The sequence below is a fragment of the Anaerolentibacter hominis genome (genome assembly GCF_032380675.1).
GTDB lineage: Bacteria > Bacillota > Clostridia > Lachnospirales > Lachnospiraceae > Anaerolentibacter > Anaerolentibacter hominis.
This window is the reverse complement of record NZ_JAWDIX010000001.1, coordinates 203,307-229,047: the sequence shown is the minus strand read 5'-3', so window position 1 is coordinate 229,047 and position 25,741 is coordinate 203,307. Positions and strand designations below refer to the sequence as shown.

The 25,741-nt window shown below is 51.1% G+C and carries 15 protein-coding genes; 3 read left to right on the top strand and 12 right to left on the bottom strand.

Annotated features, from left to right (window positions below; translation table 11 throughout):
• Positions 1-28: 28 nt before the first annotated feature.
• The 11 genes from ABCW47_RS00935 to ABCW47_RS00885 all read right to left on the bottom strand — a co-directional run bounded on the left by ABCW47_RS00935 (position 29) and on the right by ABCW47_RS00885 (position 18,801).
• A complete protein-coding gene (locus ABCW47_RS00935) occupies positions 29-631 on the bottom strand; it encodes a hypothetical protein (protein WP_343207988.1) in 603 nt (200 codons plus the stop codon).
• Between the two features lie 136 nt (positions 632-767).
• Complete coding sequence (locus ABCW47_RS00930; protein WP_343207987.1) at positions 768-1,316, bottom strand: hypothetical protein; 549 nt, start codon at positions 1,314-1,316, stop codon at positions 768-770.
• On the bottom strand, positions 1,247-3,388 hold the full coding sequence (locus tag ABCW47_RS00925; protein WP_343207986.1) for a hypothetical protein: 2,142 nt from the start codon (positions 3,386-3,388) through the stop codon (positions 1,247-1,249). Before ABCW47_RS00925 ends, ABCW47_RS00930 begins: the two co-directional genes overlap by 70 nt.
• Before the next feature lie 70 nt (positions 3,389-3,458).
• Positions 3,459-4,109, bottom strand: a complete 651-nt coding sequence (locus ABCW47_RS00920) for a hypothetical protein (protein ID WP_343207985.1) — start codon at positions 4,107-4,109, stop codon at positions 3,459-3,461.
• Between the two features lie 91 nt (positions 4,110-4,200).
• A complete protein-coding gene (locus ABCW47_RS00915) occupies positions 4,201-4,968 on the bottom strand; it encodes a hypothetical protein (protein ID WP_343207984.1) in 768 nt (255 codons plus the stop codon).
• A gap of 15 nt (positions 4,969-4,983) precedes the next feature.
• On the bottom strand, positions 4,984-5,496 hold the full coding sequence (locus ABCW47_RS00910; RefSeq protein WP_343207983.1) for a hypothetical protein: 513 nt from the start codon (positions 5,494-5,496) through the stop codon (positions 4,984-4,986).
• A 6-nt stretch (positions 5,497-5,502) separates the two neighbouring features.
• Entirely contained in the window at positions 5,503-6,036 is a 534-nt protein-coding gene (locus ABCW47_RS00905; RefSeq protein ID WP_343207982.1) for a hypothetical protein, read from the bottom strand.
• A gap of 18 nt (positions 6,037-6,054) precedes the next feature.
• Positions 6,055-6,615 (bottom strand): hypothetical protein, encoded by a 561-nt coding sequence (locus ABCW47_RS00900; RefSeq protein WP_343207981.1) that lies wholly within the window; start codon positions 6,613-6,615, stop codon positions 6,055-6,057.
• Between the two features lie 67 nt (positions 6,616-6,682).
• A complete protein-coding gene (locus tag ABCW47_RS00895) occupies positions 6,683-17,713 on the bottom strand; it encodes a ZmpA/ZmpB/ZmpC family metallo-endopeptidase-related protein (RefSeq protein WP_343207980.1) in 11,031 nt (3,676 codons plus the stop codon).
• 74 nt (positions 17,714-17,787) lie between these two features.
• Complete coding sequence (gene lepB / locus ABCW47_RS00890) at positions 17,788-18,336, bottom strand: signal peptidase I (RefSeq protein WP_343207979.1); 549 nt, start codon at positions 18,334-18,336, stop codon at positions 17,788-17,790.
• Complete coding sequence (locus tag ABCW47_RS00885; protein WP_343207978.1) at positions 18,337-18,801, bottom strand: hypothetical protein; 465 nt, start codon at positions 18,799-18,801, stop codon at positions 18,337-18,339.
• Between the two features lie 360 nt (positions 18,802-19,161).
• Here ABCW47_RS00885 and ABCW47_RS00880 point away from each other — a divergent pair, with 360 nt between their 5' ends.
• Positions 19,162-20,349: a tyrosine-type recombinase/integrase gene (locus ABCW47_RS00880; RefSeq protein WP_343207977.1), complete on the top strand. Its 1,188-nt coding sequence runs from the start codon at positions 19,162-19,164 to the stop codon at positions 20,347-20,349.
• Between the two features lie 283 nt (positions 20,350-20,632).
• Here ABCW47_RS00880 and ABCW47_RS00875 read toward each other — a convergent pair whose 3' ends face one another.
• Positions 20,633-21,334: a LytR/AlgR family response regulator transcription factor gene (locus ABCW47_RS00875; protein ID WP_343207976.1), complete on the bottom strand. Its 702-nt coding sequence runs from the start codon at positions 21,332-21,334 to the stop codon at positions 20,633-20,635.
• Between the two features lie 100 nt (positions 21,335-21,434).
• On the opposite strand from ABCW47_RS00875, the gene ABCW47_RS00870 reads away from it, so the two are divergent.
• Both ABCW47_RS00870 and ABCW47_RS00865 read left to right on the top strand, forming a co-directional pair.
• Complete coding sequence (locus tag ABCW47_RS00870; protein WP_343207975.1) at positions 21,435-23,591, top strand: hypothetical protein; 2,157 nt, start codon at positions 21,435-21,437, stop codon at positions 23,589-23,591.
• Positions 23,588-25,495 carry a GHKL domain-containing protein gene (locus tag ABCW47_RS00865; RefSeq protein ID WP_343207974.1) on the top strand — a complete coding sequence of 636 codons (1,908 nt, stop codon included), beginning with the start codon at positions 23,588-23,590 and terminating at the stop codon, positions 25,493-25,495. Before ABCW47_RS00870 ends, ABCW47_RS00865 begins: the two co-directional genes overlap by 4 nt.
• Positions 25,496-25,741 lie beyond the last annotated feature (246 nt).

Below are 25,741 nucleotides of genomic sequence, written 5' to 3'. Positions count from 1 at the left end.
GAAACATCATGATAAGTAGCGTTGTTTATTAAGATGCAATACTGATCTTCAGTGTGGTTACTACGGTATAAGAAGCAGCGTCAATCGCTGTGGTGGCTGTTTCCTCTGTACCGAATACCTCGATAGACTTGCTCGCTCTGGTGGGAAGGCTGTCGAATAATGTGATAGAAGCGGTTGGACTCACACTGGTAGTCAGCTTATAGCTCGGGCTGGAACCTGCCAGAACTGCCTCACCTTTTTCCTTATTCGTCATGGAATCATTTACATATGCATTATCAGAGGGTGCCAGAGCAATTTTGGCCTTAGTAAGCAGAGTTGATACACCACTATCCTGCACTCCTACGATTTCTACTTTCACCGCTTTTGTAGAGTTATTGGTAATCGTCCCCCTGCCGGAAATCAACTCATCAAAATAAGTGCTGCTATCTGTATTAATGTTAAAATTAATTTTGGTGGGCATGACAACCTGAATCAGATCGGCCCCCTGAAGGACAGCAGCCTCCAGCTGTATATCCCCGCCCTGGTCTCCTGTTCCGTTTACAGACTGTGTGTCGCCTGCTGCCATGGCAACAACTCCCATGTTTAATGTCAGCACTGCCGCCAGCGCTAATGCTAATAATTTCTTTTTCATATTTTTTCTCCTTTCTCTCCTCCTGCTTACTGTTCGTCCGGGTGGTGAAGCCCGGTTTCCATCAAAATTTATTCTAAACGGGCCGTTCCTTTTGGTTCTCCCGTGCAGAATTACAAGTAATCTGGGCTGCTCCCCGTCAGTTCTCTATCATTACAGTCACTCCTGCCGCCACCTTGCCGATAAACGATTCGTCTGACTGCCGGTAGGCATAGATATAGGCGGTACAGGCATATTCACCTGCCGGCAGCTCCATATCCAGCGTGTCCTCCGGGACATAGCTGCCCGGTTCCATCAGGCCGGTTTCATAAATCACTTCACCTGTATCATCCCGGCACAGTTCCATTCTGGTCAGTTTTTCATTGGAGGCCGGATTTTCAAAGAGAATATTCCCTTTTCCCTTTCCGCTTGGAAAGACCGGCTTCGCATTGATGGAAAATGCTATCATATTTTCCGCAACTTTCCGGTCCAGCTCTTCCTGAATCTGCTCCGGGCTCTTCCCCGGCATCATCCCTACGACCGCATTTGGTTCCATCTTCTCTTCTCTGTGGGACAGGTACCAGGAAAGTGCTGCTGCAATTCCAATTACAACTACCAGGACCAGCGGCAGCAGCCATTTTAATATCTTTTTCGTTTTCTTTTGCGGCCCTTGGTGTATCTCAGGCTTTGTCTGTTCTGGTTCTGCCATTCCTGCCTACCTCCTTTGTTCCGAGAATCATTTATTGCGGTATCCTTCGGTTTTTTAACCGATGATCCTATCTCTTCCTGCCGCTCCTCCTGTTGTTTCTCTTGCTGCACTTCTTCCGGCTCTGCTGCCAGGCTCGTTTCCTCTGTTTCTGCTTCTGCCGGCTTCGTTACCGCTTCGGGCTGCTCCGGCTCCGCTTCGAGTTTTTCCTCAGAAATTTCCAGCCTGTTTAAATCTGCTTTCTCTTTTTTATGCTTTCTGAGAAACAGCGCCAGAATCAGCAGAAACAACGTCAGTATTCCTGCCGCTATCCACAGCCACCATAGGTTCGGGCTGCCTGTCAGGGCCCAGCTGGAACAGTGATCCCAGTCCATTGTATAAAAGCCGTCTTTGTCTGGGACGAGTCCCGAATCTGTTGTTTTAAGCTGACCGGTTTCATCCTCATAATAAACCAGATCTACCGGCTCTCCATCCTCAAACCCCACCTGGTTTTTAACCCGCAGGGTTGCCTGGCCAGGAAGCTCTCCATGATGTGCAAAGATCAGATATTGGCTTTTTCTCCGTCTCAGCTTCTTTCGGAGCGGATCATTCGGGTCCGGTTCCGACCGAATAAACAGATCTATGTCCTGGGCATTTACATCTTTTAGATCTTCTGTCCGAAAGATCCATTCATACCACAGCGTGCTGCTATCCTTCGGGTCATAGATGCGCACAATCAAATTAAGTCCTTCTTGTTCCGCTATATTCCAGATTTCTTCTGGTACCGTCATGTCTGCCGTATCCCCGTGGGCTTTATACTGATTGGTAAATACCAAACTGGCTGTATTCTCTTTACGGTTGTATTCTACCAGCAGATCCTGTTCCAAAAAGGTCTCATGTTCCAGTACCTCTCCAGGAATTATAATCTGCCTGTCGCCTTCTTTATTCCGGATCAGAATTCCCAGCGGCAGTTTGTTCTTTGCTGCCAGCTCTTCCACATTATGGAGAACCGCGGCACTTACACTGTCCTCATCTCCATCTGGAATAATCAGCCAGACGCCATATTCCCCGTCTTCCCCTTTAATTATCCTGAGCTCATTATCTCCCAACAGCTCCCTGCCGTCGTGTTCGTTAAACGCAGGAAAGACGAAGGTCTTCTTCTGTCCATCTCTGTCTTTAAAAACCACATGCAGATCGCTGCGGTTTTCGATCGACTGTTCTATCATTTCCCTGGTGATTATAAATTCAGATTCCCCCTCGGGAATCTCCAGCACAATGTCCGGGCCTTTCGGCGTTTCATCCCCGGAAGTGCTTTCTCCATTTTCTTCCTGTCCGGTATTTTCTGTTTTCTCGCCGCCGGCGGGCTTGCTGCCGTCTCCCTCGCCGCCGGAATTGTCTGGCCGGCCGGGCTGGCTGGAACTTCCGCTGCCATCTGATTTATCCGGCTGGTTGGGCTTATCCGGCTTATCCGGGTTGTCCGGGTTGTCGGGATTATCCGGGTTATCTGGATTGTCCGGGTTATCTGGATTGTCCGGCTTATCCGGGTTGTCCGGGTTGTCGGGATTATCCGGGTTATCTGGATTGTCCGGGTTATCTGGATTGTCCGGCTCGTCCGGGTTATCCGGATGGATGGGAGGTATGATGATAATGCCTCCCTGTTGTTCTTTTTCCATTACTACCTGCAGGAAATCAATCCCATCCCCATCCGAATCGCCGGCGGGGTACTGATAACGGACCGTCCGGTCTTTATATCCGCTGCAGGTCACATAAATATCGTATTCTATCGTCCTGGACAGGCCAGTAATCCTGACCCGGCCGCTGGAATCGCATCCGACGCCGTTGCTCTTCTCCTGAACCGCCACCCAGGCATCCGGAAGTACAGGGCCGTCGGCTTTTTCACCTCTAACCTCTACATCCAACGATACCAGAGGGTTTGCCTGCCCTTCCAGCTGAATATCTCCATTGCCTTCTATATGACCGGAGATATTCTGGCTTCCGGAAGCAGAGCCAGATGCCTGTATTGCCGTGACAGACAAAAGCACGGTCAAAAGTACAGCCATGCATAAAGTCAGAATCCGCCTAATTCTCCGACTCATTCTTTCATCACACCCCCTCCTTTTTATCGCTGGATTTGCTTCTAACTCTTAGCACCTGCCGCAGAATTCATCAGGGAGTAGGCTGCGTGACAGATACCGTAAAGGTGGGCGTCACCGTAAAGGTATCCGCAGCCTTCCAGCCATATTTGGTCTGTCCGCAGATCTTCATGGTCAGTGCACCGCCGTCGGCGCTATCCGCGGTAGAGGCATCCAGAGCGCTACCATCATTAATATAATAATTACCGGTAATCGTACCTACACCACTAGCATCCCCTCCCTTCAGCCAGTCTGCGGCTGTGCTGAAATCTGTGGGAGATGTTGTCTTCAATCCAAACATTAAGCTCTTTGCCGCAGATAACGCAGTTGCATTGTCTACCAGTGTAACTCCTGAGGACGCGGCTATATTGGTAACTCTTACCCATATCGGTACCGCTGATTTATTGGTGATTGTAATACCATCCGGCTGAGTGATCTGTGTATTTGTAGCTGTCGCCTCTTTTGTCGGGTCAATATCAAAGGCGACCGCTGTGGGCACCGTCACTTTGATCTGTGTGGCCTTTATCGTCCCATTAAAGGTTGTATCCGATGTAGCGCTTCCGTTTGTGATAGTCAGATCTTTCTCTGCCATCGTTGGATTCGATGATGCCAGAACTGCTGCCGAACCGCTTAAGGTTAAAACCAAAGCCAGAACAACAGCCAAAGCCATTTTCCCTCTTTTCATTTTCCTTTTCCTCCTGTTTCTCTTTTTTAGATCTTTTTTTGCCCCCGCCTGGGAGTTTGCAGGCCTGCGCCCCTCCCCTCTGACGGTGTTCCTATATGCTCTCGATCCGTATGGTAATGCTTACGTTGAAGCTATAGTGGCCATAATAATGATTACTGACGACCCGCCCGTATACCCAGAGGTTCTTGCTGGGCGCCAAATTGCCGCTGGTAATCCCGTCCACTTCCATGACCGGGATCGGCGTCGGGTTCTCCCCCGCCTCGGTTGGCACGAGGGCTCTCGCTAAAAAAGCTGCCTCACTGGCAAAGGTTTCATTTTCCTCTCCCACCACCAGCAGGGCATTGCCTGCCTTCATTCCATCCAGATTTCCGACCAGGCTGAAGTCGTTGGGCAGTTCCCAGTCTTTGTTGTAGGGGTTTGCATCCGCTCCCGGTATAAACTGTTCCCGTCCTACCGATACCACGTTGACACGGATTGGTACCGTCGAAGTGTTAATGACCTGCGCATTGCTTGGGTTGATGATCCTGCTCAGTTCCAGTGTCTGTCCATCTGCCGTCACCGGCTGATAGACGGTGCCCGGATCTACCTGAAAGCTTACCTTCACCGGCACTTCAGCACTGATGATCGTAGGAGCGATCTGCCCGGTAAATTCTGTCTGCATATCCCCGCTGCCTGTGGCGGTGTCCAGCGTTTTATCTTCGTTTGACACAGAGGATGAGGACATATATATATTTTCTCCTGTACCCATACGGCTATTTTGCGCCGCCACCTGAACTGCCCGTTCCCCGACCGGCAGGAACAGGAACAGAAGGAGACAGGAGCCTGCTATCCGCCATTTTATTGTTTTCTTCCGCCGCATTCTATTCTCCTTTCTTTATTCCTGCACAGTCAGCTTGATTTCCGCCGCTGCCTGACCAATCAGTTCTTCATTTTCCAGATCATAGCCGTAAAACGTGGCGAGGCAGGTATACTGCCCCACACCCAGTTTCACATCCATCGGGGCCTCAGCCACATAGCTGCCCGGTTTAATAAATCCTGTCTGATAGATAATCTCTCCCGTGTCTTCCAGCGATACCTCCACCCGGATCAATTTGCCCTGATTAGACGGATTTTCGATCAGCCAGTTTGCCATACTGCCCCCGCTAAGCGACAGGGCGGGCGTCGCATTAATGGACAGCGTAAGCATTCCCCGGTCTACAATCTCTTCTAATTCTGCAAGCCGCTCCGCTTCTGTCTTGCCCGGTATGTTGCCGACCACCACATTCTGCTCGTATCCCAGCTCTTTTTTCTCCGGTTTTTTCCATTGAAATGTCAGAATACAAGCGGCAGCCGCAAGTAAAATTATTCCGGCGGAGATTGTCCACATCCTTTTTTTTCTGTTTTTCACCCCGCCTTATTCCTCCACATAGATCGTAATTTCTATTGCCGCTTTTCCGATATAGCTGTCATCCGACAGATCATACGCCAGAAAATATGCGGTGCAGGGATATTCCCCCGCTGCGAGTTCCCTGTCCAGGCGTACATTGTCGATATATTGCCCCGGGTCCAGCGCCCCCGACTGATACAGTTTCTCTTCTTCCTGTTCTTCTTTTCCCCTGGGATAAAGTGCCACTGTTATGCGGCTGCCATTTTCAGAAGGGTTCTCCAGCATCAGGTTCCCTTCCCCGTTCCGGAAGCAGGGCGTGGCATTGATCGACATGGTTATCATACTTTTATTCACGATCTCTTCCAGCTCCCTGATCCGTTCTGCTTCAGTCTGATCCAGAGTTCCGATTCTGGCGTTGGGATCCTGCACCAGCCCCGCTGTCTCTGCCGATTTCTGCTCCGCTATGATCCGATAGGCATAGAATCCGGCAAAGGCCGCTCCTATAATGGAAAGTGGAATCAGCAGGATCAGCAGGATCTTTCGTAAGGTTTTCATTTTCATCTGTCTGCATTCTCCTTCTTACTCCGGAACCCATATGGATAAATTGAGGGACAGCCTCCCGGCGGGCTTCTTTTCTTCAAACAGCTCGATCCGCACCGTGACCGGATGATCCCCTGCAGGCAGTTCCCGGCTCAGGCGGATGTTCTCAACATATTTTCCCGGATCAACACGCCTGGTATATCCCAGCAGTTCCCCCGTCTCCTCCAGATAGACCGAAGCCCGGGCGCTATACTGATTCTCCTCAGGATTTTCATATTGAAGATTTAAATCCCGCTCTCCCTGAGAGAGCGTTGGGAGCTGATTGAGAAGGACCCTGAAATTTCCTGTCTCCACCGGTTCTCCTGTGCCGTCATGGAGTCTCCCATCTTTTGCTCTCGCATCCGGCAGGATATCAATTCTGGCCTGTATAGCGTCCGGCAGGCGCAGCCATCCATTATACGCCGCCAGAAAGACAAACCCCATCACCAGGATATCAGCCGCAAGAACAATCGAGACAATCCAGAAAATCCGTCTCTTTTTCCCCCTGTTTTTCTGTCTCCGCTCTAAAATATCCCGGATACTGCTGCTTCCATTTTTCATCTTAATCCCTCTGCATACTGCAGATGCACTGCGTCAATCAATTGTTTGAATCTGTTTATCCTTCCGGTTACTCTATCGGACCCACCTTGCTGCTGCCTACCCCGCAATTTTCCTCTGATACAGAGAAGGAATAGGAAATGGTATATCCGAAATTCTTTTCTCCCCCCGTATACAGCGGACTGTATTCCATTAGATAACGGTATTTGGCGGAGCCCTCAGCACCCCCCAGTAGAAGCTTGTAATTAAAGGGAATTGGATTTCCCGGTCTGTAGTAGTAGTCATTCCCTCCACGATCAGTGAACTCTACCCCCAGCTTCACCCCCGCCGTGTCAGTCTCCTGTGTCTCATCGATGGCTATTGTCTCAGCCACCGGGGTAAGCTGCACATCCTTGCCGGTTATTGCTGTTACCCCGGATATCTTTCCTGCTATCGGAAACGCAGACGAATTTATAACAGTCTGCTCCGCAGTGTAAGATTTCCTGGCAATACCCGGCTTCAGATCAATACTGACATTTACCGGCAGGTCAATACTTAAGGTCTTTTCGGTCACCGCGGGGACCGTCAGCAAGATTTCATAGAACTTCCCGTCAGAGCCCTCAGCCCCGAGGACAAAGTATCTTGCCTGCTGCTTGTTATAGCTCGCGGCATTATAGAGAGTGACTGTGCCATCCGTGGCTGCCGCACCGCGGCTGAGGTTATCCATGGATACGCCGCCGGCTTCCAATGCCAGCGTTTTGTTAGCGAAGTCGCTTCCAGAGAAGGAATACTTTGCATTCATTTGCGCTTGCACCGTCAGGTCAACCACATCCTCTGCGGTTAATGCTAAATTGACATCCTTCACCTGTTCAAAATATAATATCTTGCCTCCGCTTAACTGGCTTATCGTGGAGCTGCTCCAGTTCTTCGCCAGAGTATCAATAATTGGAAGGGTGAGGTTTAAATCTGTGCTGGTTTTCGTCAGACAGGGATAGCCTTTGCTCGAGTCTCCGTCCAGGGCACAATACCATACTCTTCCAGTGCCGGTCCTGTCGTCTGTGTTGAGCAGCTGGGTAATCTGGAAGTCTTTCATCTCAATGGTGGTTTTCGCTGTACCGGCTCCTGTCAAGCCGCTGGTCTCCTTATCGTAATAACAGTTTGTGACGCCAATTGTGCTTGCGCACACGGCTCCGCTGCTTCCGTTATCACTTGTTGTAATTCTTCCTGCGTTGTAACAATTTTTTATTACATAACTGTTTCCGCTTTCAATATAGCCCAGAATACCGCCCGTTTGCTTCTGCCCGGTCACATTCCCCAGGTTATAACAGTCCTCTATTGTGTTGTTCCCTGAATGAGCCTTACCTACCACGCCGCCGGCACCGCCTGCAGTACCGTTAACAATAACCGTTCCCAGATTATAACAGTTCAATATTTTTGATCCCGACGCATTATAAGTGCAGCCTACCACGCCGGCACAGTTATAACTCGAACCTATCACAGATGCACCGTTAAAACAGTTCTGCACTATTCCGGTGCCATTAAGTAAATATCCTACAATTCCGCCTATATGTGAATCGCCACTGATGCTTCCGCTGGCCACTCCTATATTTTTTACTGTCCCTCCGGTGAGGGTTCCCACCAATCCCACATCTGGTGTGGATGGGGTATTAATATATAAATTGGAGATCTTAGCTCCTACTCCGTCCAGAACTCCCTTGAAGGGTCGTTCTGACTCATGACTTCCAATTGGAATCCATTCCAGGCAGCCAGAAAAGTCGGTTCCGCTTGGCGCTCTGCCGCCGTAGGCTGCACCGCTCAGATCCAGTTCCATTTGGCTTCCGGTAAATGCCGCACATTTGGCGCCATAGGCACTGTTCTGAGTGTTGACCATGTAGGCAAACCAGGCCAGGCTTTCTGGGCTGTTAAGCTTATAAGCATTTGCCTCGTCAGCCCCGGTCTGGGTCGGCTTATAGCTGTTTTCCGTGATTTCCACCCATTCTCCGACCTCCTGCCAGTCATTGGCATCACGAAGATTTACGGTGCTGTTCAGCACGGGAAGGCCCTGATTGACAGAGTCATCGTCCGGCAGATTCCAGGCTCCGGCTGTCGTTCCCCCGTTTAAGGCATACGCCGCCCCCCAGGACTTCAGCTGTGCAACAGTTATCTCCTTCGCTCCTTCGCCGGGATTTGCCGCATAACCTTTCACTGTGTAACAGTTGCTTACCCCGCTGCTGGCGTCGCTGATCCCATATCCGCTATTGTTATTCTCATCAATCTTACCTGCATTGTAACAATTTGTTACGACGACATTACCGTACGCGCATACAATGCCGCTTACATAGTGTGTGTTGGCGGTCGCAGGCTGTTTCACATTCCCTGTATTGTAGCAGTCGGACACCGTCTGTATTTCTTCCATTACATTAGTGCCTGCCAGGCCGACGATTCCGGCGCTGCCCGAGGAGTCTCCGGATATTTGGATGGCGCTGCTGTTCCAGCATTTCTGAACCGTACCGTTACCGGTAAGTGATCCGACGATTCCGCCCGCCTGCACACTAGCTGTAATCGACGCTTGATTCCAACAGTCCTGAATCAGGCCGTTCTTCTGCGATCCTGCTATTCCTCCAACACCAAACCTTCCGGAAATGCTGGAGTTCGCGCCGACTCCCAGATGTTGAACCGTAGCTCCGGAAATAATGCCAAAAAGCCCGGTATAATCTGAGCTGCTGCTAATATATAGGTAGTCTACCGTGAACCCTCCTCCATCAAACACCGAATTTTTATAGGGATTATCCGGTCTTTCTGTCCCAATGGGTTCCCACGCGAGCGGCTGTGCCCCTGTACCGCCATAAGCGGCCCCGGTAAGATCAATGTCCCCGGTAAGTTTCGCATTCTGATGGCTCTCATCCAAAACAGCCGAATTCACTTGATACATCAGCCAGGCCAATTCCTCCGGTATAGCAATCTGCCATGGATTTCCGGAGGTTCCATCCCCGCTTTCCGGGGCATTCGCCAGACTTCCTACGTCACTCCAGCTTTGAATGTTGACCGCCTCCGCAGCCGTGCCGAAGACCGGGTAGCCATTATTAACCGGTGTAACATTGCTGTCCATAACCCAGAGATTCTCTCCTGCCAAGCCGTCGTTCAGCAAGCTCGGAAGTATCTTCGCTGTCATCACTTGTGTTAACAGCGCCTGCTCTCCCTTATCCATATTCAGAGCCGTGCCAGATGCCGTTTTATCGTAGTAACAATTTGTCACTGCTGCACTTCCGCCGCTGATTGCACAGTAGCTGCGGCCGGTTCCCCCAGCAGAAATCAGGCCTGCATTATAGCAGTTTTGTATCGTAAGGCTGCCAGAAGACGAGCCTGCAATACCTCCTGAAATACCCGCCTGGTTCTCTATTTTACCCAGGTTAGCGCAGTTTTTTATTGTTCCGCCGCCTGCTGCATTGCCAATCAGGCCCGCACCGGTGCTGCCGGTACCTGACACAGGCGCCTGATTGATGCAGCACTGCATGTCGATCGTCCCGGACAGAGTACCGATGAGACCGCCCATCGTGTCTTCCCCCTGTACCTGCGTGTTACAGTTCCAGACATTCAATAATGTAACTGTCTCTCCGGCCGTTGCGGCAATGCCCCCGACCGTTGCGGACGCGCCGCCCTTCACCAGGCCCGTCCCGAGCCGCAGATTCCGGACCACCGCGTTTCCCAGTACCGTGTCGAATACTCCTCCGATACGATCCTGGCTTCCTGTTCGGTACAGGTGTTCAAGTGTATGGCCGCCGCCGTCAAACACCCCGGTAAATGCTGCAGCCGGTATCCAGCTCAGGGCATCTGTAATGCCATTAGCAGAATCTCTGCCGGTATGGTCGGTTCCGTAGAGATCAATCTCATCTATTAAAGCCACCGCGTCATCCCGATAAGCAGGATCACTATTGGTTTTGTAAAAATACCAGGCCAACGCTTCCGGCGTAGCAATCTTCCAGGGATCTGAACTGGTGCCGCTGCCGGACAGCGCATTTGCAGAACCGCCGCCCGAAAGGGTAACCGCAGAAGCCTTTAATTCCTCTTCCGTCTGCCTCTGTCCCACATCACTCCAGCTGGTAAGGGCAGCTAAATCTCCATAGACCGGGTAGCCGCCGTTCGTCTTCGAACTGCCGCTGCCGTCCAGTGTCCATGTCGTCTGTGCAGTTGAAGCTGCATCCCCCACGTAATGACTGCCATTGAGCCGGTATGGTACATACCAGTTGCGCATCTGTGCGTCTGTGCGGGCCAGCGAGCCATCCTCGTTGTCTGCAGTTGTATCAGCCATATAGAAGCTGTCTGTGATCGTCCAGGTCCCCAGGGTTCCTCCATGCAGCAGTTTTGCCGCCTGACACACGCTATAGCAGCTCGTGATGGTTATCGTAGTTGCACTACCTTTTCCCTCTCCAACCAGCCCTCCCGCAATACCGGTGCTGCCCGTTGTTACCTCCGCAACGCTGTAACTGCCGTTTATCTCGATCATCTTGCCATTAACTACCCCCGCCAGGCCGCCGGCGTTAACCTCCCCGTAGACGGCAGTCCCCTTGTTATAGCATTTGCTGACAGTGGAATTGACCCCCATCTGGCCGATTAGGCCGCCGGCCACCCCCTTGGTGCCGGTAGAATTCACACGATTACCTTGCACATCACAGTTTGTCCAGGTACTATTACTAGATATTGCAGCCAGGCCGCTGGCAAAGTTCTCACCTTCAATCTGGATGCCAGGCCCCTTGCTGCAGCCATTTACTGTTGTATATGCACCTGTGGCGCAGATGCCCCCCACCGCTGTTCCTCTTATGACGCCCGAAGCTCTGTTCTCACAGCGGGTAATTGTATTTCTTGCTGCCGCTGCACCCGTGCTGCTGCCGACGAAACCGCCGACTGAGTTTGTCTCCGGCAGATCCAGGTTCACTGTTCCGTCTAAGGTGCAGTCTTCCAGCACAGAACCCCTCATATAACCCGCAAAAGCGCCCGCCGTAGTCTTCCAATAGCCTGTAACCGCCGCATCCTTCAATGTCAGGGATTTTATCGTGCCGTTTAGCAACACACCGATGAAACCGCCGTAGAGGTATGATCCTGATGCAGAATCCGCACCGCCTGCTGCTCTCATGCCTTCTATGCTATGGCCCTGACCGTCCAGAGTTCCCTGATAAGCATAGGGCGATGCCGTTATAGCACCGGTACCCTTAATCCCCATCGGCTCCCAGGCGAGAGGAGCCATTGCACTGCCCCCATATTCGGTTCCGATCAGGCTGATATCCATGAGCAGCTTCATGTCAGACCCGGTGTATGCCGTGTTGAATTCCTCCTGTGTCAGCGTATTGATCTGAAACGCCAGCCAGGCAAGTGCCTCCGGTGACGCCACCTCCCAAGCAGTTCCATTCCAGTGAAGGGCTGGAGCTGTCCCGCCTCCGGGTAAGGAAACTGTGGTGTTCTCCAGGCCTTCCTTCGTCTGTGCATACCCCACATCTCCCCAACTCTCCACGCAATCAAGCGCCGCCGACCCAAAAATCGGATAGCCTCCGTTTATTCCTTCTGATGTCTGCCACCCAGAATAGGTAACCTCCGCACCTGCTCTCTGCTGCAGCTGTATTGCCTCCCTGTTGAGATTTTGTTTCAAATCACCGCCTGGCACAATCAGGGTCTGTCCCTCCTCCAGTCCTTCCACCGCATCTGATGGGTTCTGAAAGGTTCCGCAGGACTTTGCAGTTCCTGTTGCGCCAACCAAAGGACTAATCTTTCCATAGCACGCAGTGATTGTCCCGGTCCCTGCGATACTGCCCCAGTTATTACCGGAATATACTTCCAAAGTCGTATAACAATTTCGGATGGTTCCGCCCTGCGCATCTCCCGCAATTCCGCCTGCCCAGGCGACAGTATTGCCGGGCAGAGTCAGGTCTCCGGTCATATAACAGTTCTCCACCCCGGCGCCGGTCTTGACCTCCGCTGCGATGCCCCCCACATAGGCATTCGCCGCCAGCGTTCCGGTTATAGTAATAGCCGAACCCGCCGGCCGGCTGCAGTTGCGCACAACACTCCCCGACAGAGAGCCGGCAATTCCGCCATATTTCCCTGCTGCGGCCGTGCCGTTTTTGACGGAAGTACTGATATTACAATTTAATATCGATGTATTCTCATTCCCCTGTCCTGTCAGTCCCCCGAGGAAGATTTCCGCATTGCCCGCATAGGTCCCCGGCTCCGCGGTACAGGACCCATCCATCGTCACATTCTTTATACAGCTCGCGCTTGTTATGCCAAACAGTCCGCCTGCGGCGATACCGTTCCTCTCTGTCACTTCGCTATACATTCTGCTGATGGTGTGCTGATTCCCGTCAAATGTACTTCCTGTATATGGTTTCGCCCCAATTCCAATCGGTATCCACGACAGAGGCTCAGCGAATGTACCCCCGTATCCTATTCCCGACAATTCCAGATCTGCCGCAAGAAGGGCGTTTGTCCCATTGGAGGCCAGACCGTCTGCCACTGCAAGGCTCAGCCAGGCCAGCTGCCCCGGTGTATTGATCTGAAACGGTTCCGCTGGTGTCCCTGTCCCCTGAGGCTTCGACCACAGCACTCCCGCCTCAATCTCACGCCCGACATCGGACCAGTCTGCGGTCCCCAATGCCAGAAGTTCCCGTTCAAACGTGAGGTTCTGTTCCTTTTGCCACAGTTCGGTTTCGCCAGACATATTCATCGATTGAACAAGCTCCTCCGAAGACATGGCTCCCGAATCGTACCCGTGGTTCGATGGAACATCAACCCCGCCAACTACAACATCCAGAAGATACCAGAGTTCCCCGCTGAATGCTACAGAAGAATCGGCCCAGCCATTTGCGCCTCCATATATTATCTCGCTGTCTTTTAATTGCAGGGCAGAAAAACTTCCTTTACAGGTAACCGTGCTTCCTGCCTCCGCACAGCCGAAAAGGCCGCCTCCGTAAACGGCTCCCTCTCTTAATTCTCCGATATAAGAGCAATTGGTCAGAGTCACCTGGGCCGACGATTTTATACGTCCTATGACGCCTCCCGTATAGCTATCTACCATCAGGTCAATTCCTGAATTATTTATACTTCCCCTTACTTCCAGCGAACTTAGCTGCACGTTTCCAGCCGCCACGCCGAAAAGGCCGATACTGTTTCCCTCGTTTATCCCCCCTGAAGTCTGGTTAAGATATATAGTCATCTGATCGATCCGGTGGGCGCCCCCATAGAAGGTACCCTGATAGGGATGCGTGTCCGTCCCGATCGGTTCCCAGCTCAGGACGTCCGTGCCGCCGCCAGGCGCATAGATATCTCCTGAAAGATCCAGATCTGCCGTCACAACCACATTCTGGTTTTCCGCACCCAGCGTTCCATTATTTACCATACTGGCAAACCAGGCCAATGCCTCCGCAGTCCCGATTTGAAACGGATCTTCCCGCGTTCCCGTCTGGGAAGGGCGCAGGCTTCTGAGTGCCCCGCTTTCTACCGCTTCCGCTGCGTCGGCCCACTTGCCATACTCCCTCCGGAACACCGGCCAATCCTTGTTCTCCCCGCTTCTTGCCTCCCTCCAGGGTAAAAATCCAGCATTCGTCTGATTGGCTGCTGTTACATAAGCATCCAGGTTCTCTCTCAGTGTGCCTGCGGTACTTAAGTATCCGTCCCCGGCTGCAATCGGCTCGAACCCACCTCCGCTACTCGGCCTAACTGCACCGCAGTGGTTTAACGTCGCCTGACCTGATCCTACCTGGGTAGCGCTTCCAGCCGTATAACAATATTGAATCGTCCCGCTGCATTTTCCGACAAGGGATCCTGCTGTATTGTCCGTTCTGGTTATCGTTCCGAAATAGTAACAGTTTTCCATAGAAACAAAATCCAGACTCCCGCTATTCATCACACCGGCAATACCTCCCAGTGTTCTTCCTCCCTTTGTTTCTGTTATATTCCCGGTCACATAACAGTTTATCACCCTGCTCTGAGGGTAAAGATATCCGACCAGTCCACCGCAGGCTATGTTATAACCAGCGGCATCGTATATTATTATATCCGCGCCTGCCGGGCGGCTGCAGTTTGTTACGGTGATGTTACCCTGGTCCTGGCCTACTATCCCGCCTATGTAGCATTTATTGCTGCTTGTCACTGCCGCCCCGGTCCCTACCCGGATCTGAGTCGCTATATTACAGTTATCAATGATAAGATTCCCCGCCCCCTCTCCGGTCAGTCCCCCTATAGAACAGGCGCCCGATGATGGTCCTCCTTCCGCTATCTCGATAAGACAGCTCTCATCCAGATTCAGGTTCCGTATCGTGGAGTTTGCAGCGCCCCCGATAAAGCCGACCCTTGACGCAGTTGCAGCCTCTATTATTCTCATATGGCTGACCGTCATATTATTTCCTTCGAAGATAGCGTCGGTAAAGATAGAAAATCCGTTCCACAGCAGAGGGACAGATTCCGATCCGCCATAGTCCTCTCCGGTCAGGTCGATATCATTAGTCAGCTTAAGAGAGCAGGCAGCCACGATACCATTCTTCATCCTAAATGCCAGAGTCGCCATGGCCTCCGGTGTCCCTATTATCCAGGGATCAGACTCTGTTCCGCTTCCGGTTGGCAGGAAACCTGTTCCTGTAAGTGTTCCATTATAAACAGCTTCACCCACCGCAAACCAATCTGCATACAATGCCCTGGGGACTGCAGAAGCACTTAAACTCCTGGTACGGGATACTGTATCAAGCGTAGCAGTAATAGAACCGGAGACTATATGCGCTTCTCCCTCCGCCGGTTCACTTTCCCCTATGACACTCTCCTCCGAAACAGCCAGCCCTTCGTCCTCCAGTTTCCCGGACGACAATGGGACCGGTCCGTCAGGCAGAGAGGCTGTTCCCAGGCTTTTACTGAGCATCCCGAAGGGCAGTATATCCGTCCCGGCCTCATTCTCCGGACCGGATTCCGGCTGGCTCTCCTCTGTATCCTGTTCTCCATTCTCAGCTCCGGGAATATCCAGAACCGCCTTCCCCTCCTCCGTAATTCTTACATCCCCGTCCGCGCTCCATCTGATTTCTTCTCCATCAATCTCCTTCGGCAGTTCTATCTCCGCGGCTTCCCCCTCCGGTATCAGTACACCGTCCAGGCTGGTATTCTCCGGCAGCAGGATTGCCACCGCCGATGCTTTTGACCGCAGCTGCAATGTCCGGTTCTCATTCCCGGCGAAATAATCAATCTGCGGGTAGGCATTCTCTGTGCGGTACCAGCTGCCCCCGGGTACCTGGGCGCCAGAACCGATCATCTGCGCAGTAGTAATGCCCTCGGCGCCGTTGTCCCCCGCGCAGGCCATCTGTATATCGTAGGCACATCCCGGCTGTTCACCGCTGTCTGCGGCACTAAAAGCTGCTTTACTCTCGCAGCTGAGCCCAAGGGTTGCTGTCGTGAAACAATTCTGGATTATCCCCTGATTTTCTCCCGCAAAGCCTCCGGCTCTGCCCACATCCAGCAAGCCTGTAGAGTAGCTGTTCTCAACTCTTGCATCTTCACCGATAAAGGAAATCAGGCCTCCGGCCAGTACGTCCGTTCCCTGCTGTACCGTCCGTCCATCCCCCATTGTAATAAGAACAAAACAGTTTGAAATCAGGCTTTCTCCTCCTGCCTGGGCAACTAGTCCCCCGGCACGGATTGCCTCTGCCTGTACCAGGATAAAGTTTCTCTCCACCGGTTCCATTCCATTGATAACATCCGGCAAAAGCCCTTCTTTATCCTCATCGGGAATCTCCGGCTTCTCTTCCTTCTGTTCTTCACCAGGCTTTGTTTCCGGTATATCATCCACCTGCTCTCCGGAGGCATTATCCTTATTTCCTTCGTGACCGTTATCTATTTCTCCCTCCCCCGAAGATGGTTTATCTTCCTTTGGAGTTTCATCCTTTTTATCGCTCTCCCCGTCTGCCTTCTCCTCAGCTGCCGGTTCCTTCCTTTCTTCTTCCGGATCAGGGCTGTCGTTCCCAGCCGCATCTTGGCCCTGGCCTTCCTCCGGCTGTGCGGGAGTCCCGGTCATGCTGCCCGCTGTCTGTATTCCCACATGGACCAGATCCTGCGGCAAACCCTTCATCTCTCCCTGCGTCTGGCTGTCTTCTGACTCTGTCCCGCTCTCTTCCCCCGCTGCGCTCCCCGACGGCGCATCCAGCTGGATTGCATCTTCCTTATCAGAAGACGATGTATCAGGCTGGACTGCATCTTCTTCTGGCTTTGTCCCGGGACCGGCGGTCTCTCCTCCCTCCGGTTTTGTTCCGGGGTCGGCAGTTTCTCCCTCTTCCGGCTTTGTTCCGGTACCAGCGGTCTCTCCTCCCTCCGGCTTTGTCTCAGGGTCGGTGATCTCTCCTCCCTCCGGCTTTGTCTCAGGGTCAGTGGTCTCTCCTCCCCCCGGCTTTGTCCCGGGGTCGGCGGTCTCTCCTTCCTCCGGCTTTGTCCCGAGGTCGGCGTTCTCTCCTTCACCTGGTTTTATATCGGGCTGCATTCCTTCTTCATCTTCTGGTTTTTCCTTCAGCTGCCCGTCTGTCTGGTCTTCTTCAGGCAGTTCTGCCTTCTCCGGCTCTGTCTCAAATGTACTCTCAACAGGATCGTATATATAGCCCTCTCCTATCACTCCGCAGGTTCTGATCTGGCTATCCGTCACATATGCGGCAAGTGCCGCGTACCCGTCCACGTATCTTTCCCCATCGTAATAGGTAGCCGGATACTGTATCTTCACTTCGTCCAGCAGCAGGTTCTCAATCTTTGCACCTTCGGCCACACCAAAAAGAGGCCTGTTCAGGCCTGTTAGCACATGCCCGTCCCCATCCAGTATCCCGGTAAAGGGCCGGTAATTATTCCCAATCGATTGGCCCAGCCCGCTCACATCCAAATCCGCAGTCAGGATATAGGTTCCCCCGGGATTATACTCCGGGCTGTCCGTATCCACCAGATACCGATCCAGATCTTCATAGGAAGCAATTTCCACCTCTCCCTCCGTCCGGGCCCTGGCTATTCCTATGTTATACAAAATAACCGCTGTCAACAGCGCCGTCGTCAGCAATAGAGCTGTGACAATTGTGATTCCCTTCTTCTGTGATTTCATCTTCAGCATGATTCGGCTCATGTGTCCTCGTCCTCCAATATTTTCTGTACATATCCTGCCATAGTTTGCGTCTGCTCTTTATCTATTCCTATCCGCTATTCTCTCCGCAGAACCAGGAATACTTTCCCGCGGATATGATCTGCGGGCACTGTGCCCACCTTCTGGTCTCTGCTGTCCACCGATATCTCCCGGTTATCTCCCAGAACAAAGTAATGATTATCCAGCACAGTCAGCGGAATCGAGATTTCTGTCTCATCCGCCTCAATCACGTACGGTTCCTGGATCATCTGCCCATTCACGATAACTCTCCCGCTCCTGCCGTCAATCTCGACTGTATCACCCGGAACAGCCGCTACCCGCTTTACCAGATCCTCTCCGTCCTGCTGAAACACTACGACATCTCCGCTCGCCAGGCTTCCTCCCCGCCGGTAAAAAATGATATCTCCGCTTCGCAACGACGGATACATGGATTCTCCGGAAACCATATCGATGCCGATTACTACATTCATGATAATGACAATCCCCAATAAAATTACTGTCAGTGTTCCTGTCAGAATCAGGCTTCTGCGGATATGCCTTCTCCTGTATTTCTTCTTCTCCAGCAATAATTGAAGCTTCAATTGGCCCCTGATTTCCTCCGACATCTATATCCCATCCTGCATCTCTAATTGCCGCAGTATCATCCCGCAGAAATCTCTCAATTCAATTAACCGCATCCGGAGACCCTCCTCCTCACGGGCAGCCTCCGTCTCATCATATGAGGCATCCTCATCGGGCTGTCCGTCTGCCTCCCTCTGCCGGCACAGCTCTACCTGGTTGTATGCATCCCTAAGCTCATCCGACAGCTTCTTTATGTCCTGCTCCATCCTTTTTTGTTCCTTCTCCCGGTACAGCATAAAAGACCGGAATGTACTGACCGTCTCTCCCAGTTCTTCATATCTTGTCTTATAAAATTGCAGCTGCTCTTGCTGTTGCGCCAGGCGGGTTTTATACTCCTGCTCTTCTTCCTCCATAGCCTCTGACAGCTGCTCCAGATAGGAGAGAATCTGTCTTGGGCTGTAACCGAACAGAACAGTCTGAAAAGTTGTTGTATCAGTCGTATAGAACACCTCTCTTCCGGTCATACTATCGAATAATAAAAAATCTCAGGTATATCTTTCCTATTTTAGGAGACGACAAAAGGCCCGGAGAATTCGTCAAGTAAACCACTTGACGAATAAAAAATTAATCCGGTTCATCAAAATATTATTGAATATAAAAAAGTATACCATCTTTTAACAAGAATCTCAAGATTTAAAAATTGGTTATTGTCTTTTTTTGAGTACAAGTATAACTTTTTTGTGTTTTTATGACTAATTTAGGAAACAGAATACAAGAAGGTAGCACTTTTTGGCAGGGCAGGGTATTCTGGTAACGTGGTTACAGGAGGTTCCGGACTTGGGCTATGCAGAGGATCAGGAGGATGCAGGATGACACAGATTATAGGTTATGATAAAACGGCAAATTATGCGGGGGATAACAAGCCATATATTATACTCCCCCGTGGTGTAGAGGAATACTGCCCGGCGCCGCACCCCATCCGCCGGTTATCAGAGGATGAGAACGGGAGGGAGGACGAAAGAACATTTGGGGCCTGGCTGATGCGCTGGATACGGACGTTTCGGCGTCCGGGTGATGATACCAAGGAATCTACCTATGCGGTTTATATTTATAACAGCGAAAACTATGTGCTGCCCGCATTGGGGGAGTATCCGCTTAAAGCTCTTAATGTAGAACTAATTCAGGAGTTTTTTCACAGTCTGGGAGAACGGGGACGCAAGGACGGCAAGGGCGGGCTTTCGGCAAAGACACTGCATGATATTTACAGTCTGATGTCTCTTTCCCTGGATCAGGCTGTTGTTTATGGAAGAATTCCTTACAATCCCTGTCAGGGGGTCCGCCTTCCCAGTGCCAGAGATCCGGATATGAGAGTTTTAACACGGCCGGAACAATTCTTATTAGAGAGTGCACTGTATCGGGAAGAAGGGATTTTATCTCTGGGTATCTGGATTTGTCTGTACACCGGAATGAGGGTGGGAGAGATGGCGGCACTGACCTGGGGAGATATTGATTTTTCTAATCGTTTTATTCTGGTACGCCATACACTGCAGCGAATTCAGGAAGTTATGGATGAAACGGCACAAAACAGAACGAAAATCGTAATCGGAGAGCCCAAAACCAGGAAGGGACGGCGGAAAATCCCAATGCCGGAGCTGCTGTATACGATGCTCCGGCATAGAAAAGAAGAACTTGACATTGGCGGGGGACGATCGGGAGAGTTTGTGGTTTGCCAGAAAAATGGAAAGTTCTACGAGCCCCGCTCCCATCAGTTTTATTTTAAAAGGGTATTAGAACGGGCGGGGATCAGGGATGCCAATTATCATTGCCTCAGGCATACGTTTGCAACCAGGGCCATTGAGCTGGGTATGGATATCAATACATTGAGTGAGATCCTGGGACATGCCAGGGTGGAGACAACAATGAAACGATATGTTCATTCACTGGATGAGCATAAAATGAATGCCATGCAGAAAATGGATCTGCTATTTTGCGGGCAAAAACCGGAGGATCTGGGAGGTATGAGGCAGATACCGAGAAGTGCTGTCTGTGAAATATAGAACGAAGTAAGGTTATACGGATGGGGTGATGGGGGCTTTTGCCGCTCCGTTTTCCCAAATAAGAGCAGCCTAACGGGACCCGGAGAATTCGTCAAGTGGTTTACTTGACGAATAACCGCGATATAATTGCAGCAGCCTATGTCGATAGGCTGCTCTTTTTACTATGTGTATATGTACATATGTACAATACTTTCTTATATCAATTCAAGTATATCCCGGAAGTCCGCATCTGGAAAGGCATATTGCAGAAACGACAGGGGGACCCGCAGAATCGGCATATTTATTACTGCAAATGCAGAAAACTGCTCCGGAAAGATTGATACCATTTTCTGCCTACCGGAATTTTTGTATCATCTGTCAATAAAATCTCATTTCTTCTAAATTGAAGTATTTCTTCCATATTAATGCAATAGCTCTGATGACAGCGGGCAAACCGCCTGGGGGAAAGCTGGCCGGCATAGTCGGAAAGTTTTCCTGAAACATAGATTGCCTCCCCATTCTTTACATGAATTGTAACCGTGTGCAGGTCGGATTCCAGATAGATGATTTCTCGCTGGGGAATCATTCTGATGCCGGATTGGCCTCTGACCGTAAGGCTTCTGCCTCGAAAGTAGTTCTCAATATCAAATTGAATTGCCTCTTTAAGCTTTTCTTTCTCCAGGGGTTTCAGCAGATAGCGCACCGCCTCCACACCATATCCCTCCAGGATATACTCCTGGCTGCTGGATATGAATACAATGCTCGCCCTGACCTGTTTCTGTCTTAGTTCTTTCGCCAGCTCCATGCCATTTTCAGGCTCCATAAGGATATCCAGAAGCAGCAGATCGTAGTTTGTCCCTCCTCCTAGTTCGCTCTTTAATTCTTCACTGCTGTGAAACCGGCTGATCCTGTTCTCCTGTCCTAATTCCCGGAGAATTTCTTCCGTCATCCGGCATATCTCATCCAAATGTTCTTGTTTATCATCACACACTGCAATCTGATACAATGAAACACCTCCCTATTACATGGTAAATATTTCCTTTCTCCTTTTCTTGTACTTACTGCCTGTTCCGCTATACTGGATATCAAAAAGGAGAATATGATATATGTCAATAATAAAGTCTGTCTTCTATGGTCCAGTGGTTTTCAGCACCCTGCTGCTGATGGTTCTCAGTGCCCTGTTACTCCCCGCCTCCTCTTTTGCAGCAGAAGAAATAGAAAAAATAATCGTATACACTCCCCAGGAGCTGGCTCAATGGGCAGAAACCGTTTCTTCCGAAGAAATAATAACCCTTGGCTGTGATCTCGACTGGCCTTCTGCCCTTCTGCTAAAAAGCACAGCCGGAACCTCCGTCCGGGTTTATATGAATGGATACCAGATACGTATTCCCCATGCTGTGCTTCTAAATACAGAGGGCATCCATTTTGAAAATGAGAGGGACGGCCTTGAAAGCTTTGTTGTCTCCGAGGGGGGACTGTTAAAGCTCTCCGCCTCTTCCATCTCTGTACGCGGAAATAATGCTGCTGCGGTTAAGGTTCTGGCTCCGGACGGATTTGCCGGCGGTGAGGATACTTTGGTCAGAGCAGAGGGAACCGGAGCTGCCGCGGTGTCGGCTCCCTGCGGTATCAATCTTTCTTCCCTTGTTCTATCTGTGTCTGGTGCCGAAAGCTGTGCCATACGCAGTCAGGGTCCCGTAAATCTGAAATACTGCGACACCACGGCGGAGGGGGAAGGCAGCAAGGTGGTATCAGAAGGGATTCCTGTAATACTGGACACCTGTTTTGCCGACCCGGCCTCGCCAGATGCAGAGATCGCAGAACGAACCTTAACATCCAAAGCTCTATTTCCAGATGCAGCTATGTTCTTTGAGCAGGGCGGCCCGCTCCTACTAAAGGAAGATACGCGTATATTACTGGATCTTAAGGGAGCTTCTTCTCTGGCCGTTCCCTGCTCTATTCATTGGGAAGTACAGGGAATCACCACCCAGGATACCGGCGTATATCCGGTCAGAGGAATATTGATCCCTAGTCTTCCCCGGGCTATACCCGACTCTATTTCCCTGGAAGTATCCTGCGATATCGTCGTAGTAAAGCCCGGTACCCCAATTCTACGCTATTTTACTTATAATGAGAACAGAGGAAGTTTCATCCTGTCCAGACGCCTGGATCACTCCGACCATGTCGCTCTATACTTATATCAGGAAGGGGTCTGGGTTCCGGTTGCACCTGAACTGGTCACCTGGAAATCTACAAATATATGGCTGGATTATGAGTTACAGCCAGAAGTATCCTATCGCTTCAAGGCCCTTATCACCTCCGGCGGCCAGGAACAGGAAAGTAACATTTTGGATATAACGCTGAAAACGGATGGCAGTTATGTGACAAAACCATTTGAAGGCGACCGGGACGGTTCAGACCGCGAAGAGCAAAAGCCGCCGTTTCAGGCTTCCCCTCCGGCAGCAGATATGCCGTACATACCGATCCCCGATCCGGAGCAGGGGCAGGAGTCCCTGCCCGATGCAGATCCCTTTAACATTCCACTTCCCTCATTGCCCTCTCGTTTTTCTTCTCATAAGAAAAAGCTCTCATATCCGGTCAGGCGGTGGGCCGGCAGTATATTCTCAGTTTCAGAAGAAAACAATTCTGCCATTCAAAAATCTGTCCCTATTACTTCCGCTGTCCCGGCTTCTTCTACCCCGCCTGCCCAGCAGGCTGTCCCTGAAAAACTGCCGGAGAAAGCCATTACCTATTCCCGTTCCCAGCTGGAGATGATGGCGGCGGCAACCCCCTCCGGGCTGGTATTTATTCACGATACTGCACAGCTTATTATACCGGCAGAAATACTGGCAGAAAAGGCATGGAGAGATATGGAAAATATTTCTATCCTGTTTGAGTCTCCGGAAGCCGGCGAATGGGACATCCGTCTCTGGCTGGATGGGCGGCCTCTGGCTTCCCTGCCCATTCCTTTCCTTCTGATACTGAAAGGCATGGAGGATGGGGCCTGCTGCACCGACGTGGATGGCGCTGCCATAAAACCATCTGAATCCGGCACCTGTCCCTCTTTCTCCCTGACGAAGTTTGGAACTTATACCATATCCTGTGAGGGCGATACTTCTGACACATTCTATACAGAAGGAAGTCCTGCCTCTGTGAAAGACAGATCTGTCCCGGTCCTGGCTGTCTGCCTCACCACTGTTATCCTCCTATCCGGTGCTCTTATAACCGTCAAAATAAAATCAGATTTGGATGCGAAACGCCTATGAAGAAAAACATTTTTTCATTCCCCATTTTCCTGTTGTTTCTCACCATTTCCATCTGTGCCATCTGGTTTTGCTGCCTCTTCCTCTATGGGAATAAATATACCTATCCCGGCACGCAGGCCAGCCAGGGGGTCTTAAATCTGCAGGAGCACGGATCAGATCAGTTCCCTCTCCGGTTTCTGTGGGACGGCTGGGAGTTCTATCAATACAAAACCTTAACCCCGGATGATTTTGCCCGGGGAGGCTGCTATCCGGATGCATACCTCTTCCTGGGCCAATACGGTGGTTTTGAACTGGGAGACTTACATGCTTCCCCCCATGGAACTGCCACCTACCGGCTCACCCTCTTTACCACGGCGAAGGTCCGGGAGTACACGCTGGAACTGCCGGAAATCTTCTCCTCCTATGTCCTGTGGATCAATGGCAAACAGATGAAATTGGCCGGTGTCTCCGGTGAAGCACCTGCCGCCCGGCTCACATCCGTTACGTTTGAGGCCTCAGAAAAGATAGAAATTATTGTAAACGTCCGTGATAGCACCCACCTTTACAGCGGTATGGTCTATCCTCCCGCTTTTGGTCAACCGGAAGCCGTCGAGCGGCTGCTTTCCCTGCGTCTGATCCTCGCTTCGGCCGCCTGCACAATCGCTGTGCTGGTCGGGCTGCTCTTTTTTCTGGCGGAATTATTCAGTCATCGTGCTTTGCTCGGTTCCTCCTATCTGCTTCTCTGTTTTGGTTATACATGCAGTATGGGAAGAATTGCGATTCACGCCCTGGGACAAGCGGGTGAATTCTGGTATACCCTGGAAACAGCAGGCCTTTATGCTATGATACTGGCTCTCTTTCTCATGGTGGGCTGTCTTCTGGCCCTTCCCGGACGGTGGTTTATCCTGACAGGTATCGCCGGATCTCTCATCTGCCTTTGGGTCATCCTGTTCCCGCTATTTTTTATGGGTGACAATGCCCAGACTATGATTGCCTACAGCCGCAGCCTCATGCTCTATAAATGGCTGTCGGCCGCAGCTTTGCTGGCTGTCACCGGCAGAGCGGTTCATAAACGTACTCCCTGTTCCTATCCGCTCTTCCTGGGTGTTGTATTCTTTGCCTCCACACTGATACTAGAACGCCTCTTTCCGCTCTATGAGCCTGTGCTCTGTGCCTGGCCGCTGGAATCCGCCGGTTTTCTGCAGATCCTGATTTTAGCCGGGGTACTGGTTGCCGATTTTATTTCCACAAGGCGGCAGAACCTTGTCCTGAGGGAAAGAGAATTAATGGCAGAAAAACTTGCGGTTCAGCAGAAGAATCAATATCAGATGCTCGCCGGACATCTGGAGACTCTCCGGGAAATGAAGCATGACATGCGAAGCAGCCTGATTACCCTGAAATATTATTGTGATACCGGACAATATGAAGCTCTCTCCGGTACGATCGCAGAATCTCTAAAGCAAACTGTGCTTCCCTCCCGTTACTGTGCCAACCCGCTTATCAACGCAATTTTGTCAAACCTGTCTGATGAGGCCGGTAAGAAAAACATAACGGCAGAGTTCCAGATTGCTCCGCTGCCCTCGAAACTGCCTATCGAGGACGGGGATCTTTGCAGCCTGCTGGATAATCTCTTTCAGAATGCACTGGATGCCTGCACTAAAATACCGGCTTCACAGCCCCGCGGCATACGGCTGGAACTTTATGTGAAGGGGTCCTATCTGCACGTACAGTGTAAAAATACTAAAAACAATGATATTATCACCCACGGCGGTAATTATATATCCGATAAGCCAGAGCCGCTCCTCCATGGGATAGGATTAAAGAGGGTCCGTGCTATAACCAGAAAATATCAGGGCTATCTTGATATCCAATATGATAAGAATCAATTCTATGCTGCGGTTATTCTCTGCCTCAGTGACGATTAATCCTCTCCGTTGGAAGCAGGCTGTAACCCAAAATAGAGGAACAAAGTGGGCAAGCCCACCTCAGCTCCCCTAATCCCTCAATCTTGAGGGGCTTGCACGCTTTGTGCGCCGAGCGTAGTCAGCTTCGCTGACGTTCTCCTCTTACGCGAGTGCGCATAGAATATTTTTTGTTACATAGGAAAGTTTGGAGAACTTTCCTATGTAACAAAAAAGCAGGCGGCCCCGCAAAATGATGCCAGGCCGCCT

Bases quoted from the DNA above. Each gene is read 5' to 3' on its own strand.
- ABCW47_RS00935 (WP_343207988.1), bottom strand. From the start codon at position 631: ATGAAAAAGAAATTATTAGCATTAGCGCTGGCGGCAGTGCTGACATTA.
- ABCW47_RS00930 (WP_343207987.1), bottom strand. From the start codon at position 1,316: ATGGCAGAACCAGAACAGACAAAGCCTGAGATACACCAAGGGCCGCAA.
- ABCW47_RS00925 (WP_343207986.1), bottom strand. From the start codon at position 3,388: ATGAGTCGGAGAATTAGGCGGATTCTGACTTTATGCATGGCTGTACTT.
- ABCW47_RS00920 (WP_343207985.1), bottom strand. From the start codon at position 4,109: ATGAAAAGAGGGAAAATGGCTTTGGCTGTTGTTCTGGCTTTGGTTTTA.
- ABCW47_RS00915 (WP_343207984.1), bottom strand. From the start codon at position 4,968: ATGCGGCGGAAGAAAACAATAAAATGGCGGATAGCAGGCTCCTGTCTC.
- ABCW47_RS00905 (WP_343207982.1), bottom strand. From the start codon at position 6,036: ATGAAAATGAAAACCTTACGAAAGATCCTGCTGATCCTGCTGATTCCA.
- ABCW47_RS00900 (WP_343207981.1), bottom strand. From the start codon at position 6,615: ATGAAAAATGGAAGCAGCAGTATCCGGGATATTTTAGAGCGGAGACAG.
- ABCW47_RS00895 (WP_343207980.1), bottom strand. From the start codon at position 17,713: ATGAGCCGAATCATGCTGAAGATGAAATCACAGAAGAAGGGAATCACA.
- lepB (WP_343207979.1), bottom strand. From the start codon at position 18,336: ATGTCGGAGGAAATCAGGGGCCAATTGAAGCTTCAATTATTGCTGGAG.
- ABCW47_RS00880 (WP_343207977.1), top strand. From the start codon at position 19,162: ATGACACAGATTATAGGTTATGATAAAACGGCAAATTATGCGGGGGAT.
- ABCW47_RS00870 (WP_343207975.1), top strand. From the start codon at position 21,435: ATGTCAATAATAAAGTCTGTCTTCTATGGTCCAGTGGTTTTCAGCACC.
- ABCW47_RS00865 (WP_343207974.1), top strand. From the start codon at position 23,588: ATGAAGAAAAACATTTTTTCATTCCCCATTTTCCTGTTGTTTCTCACC.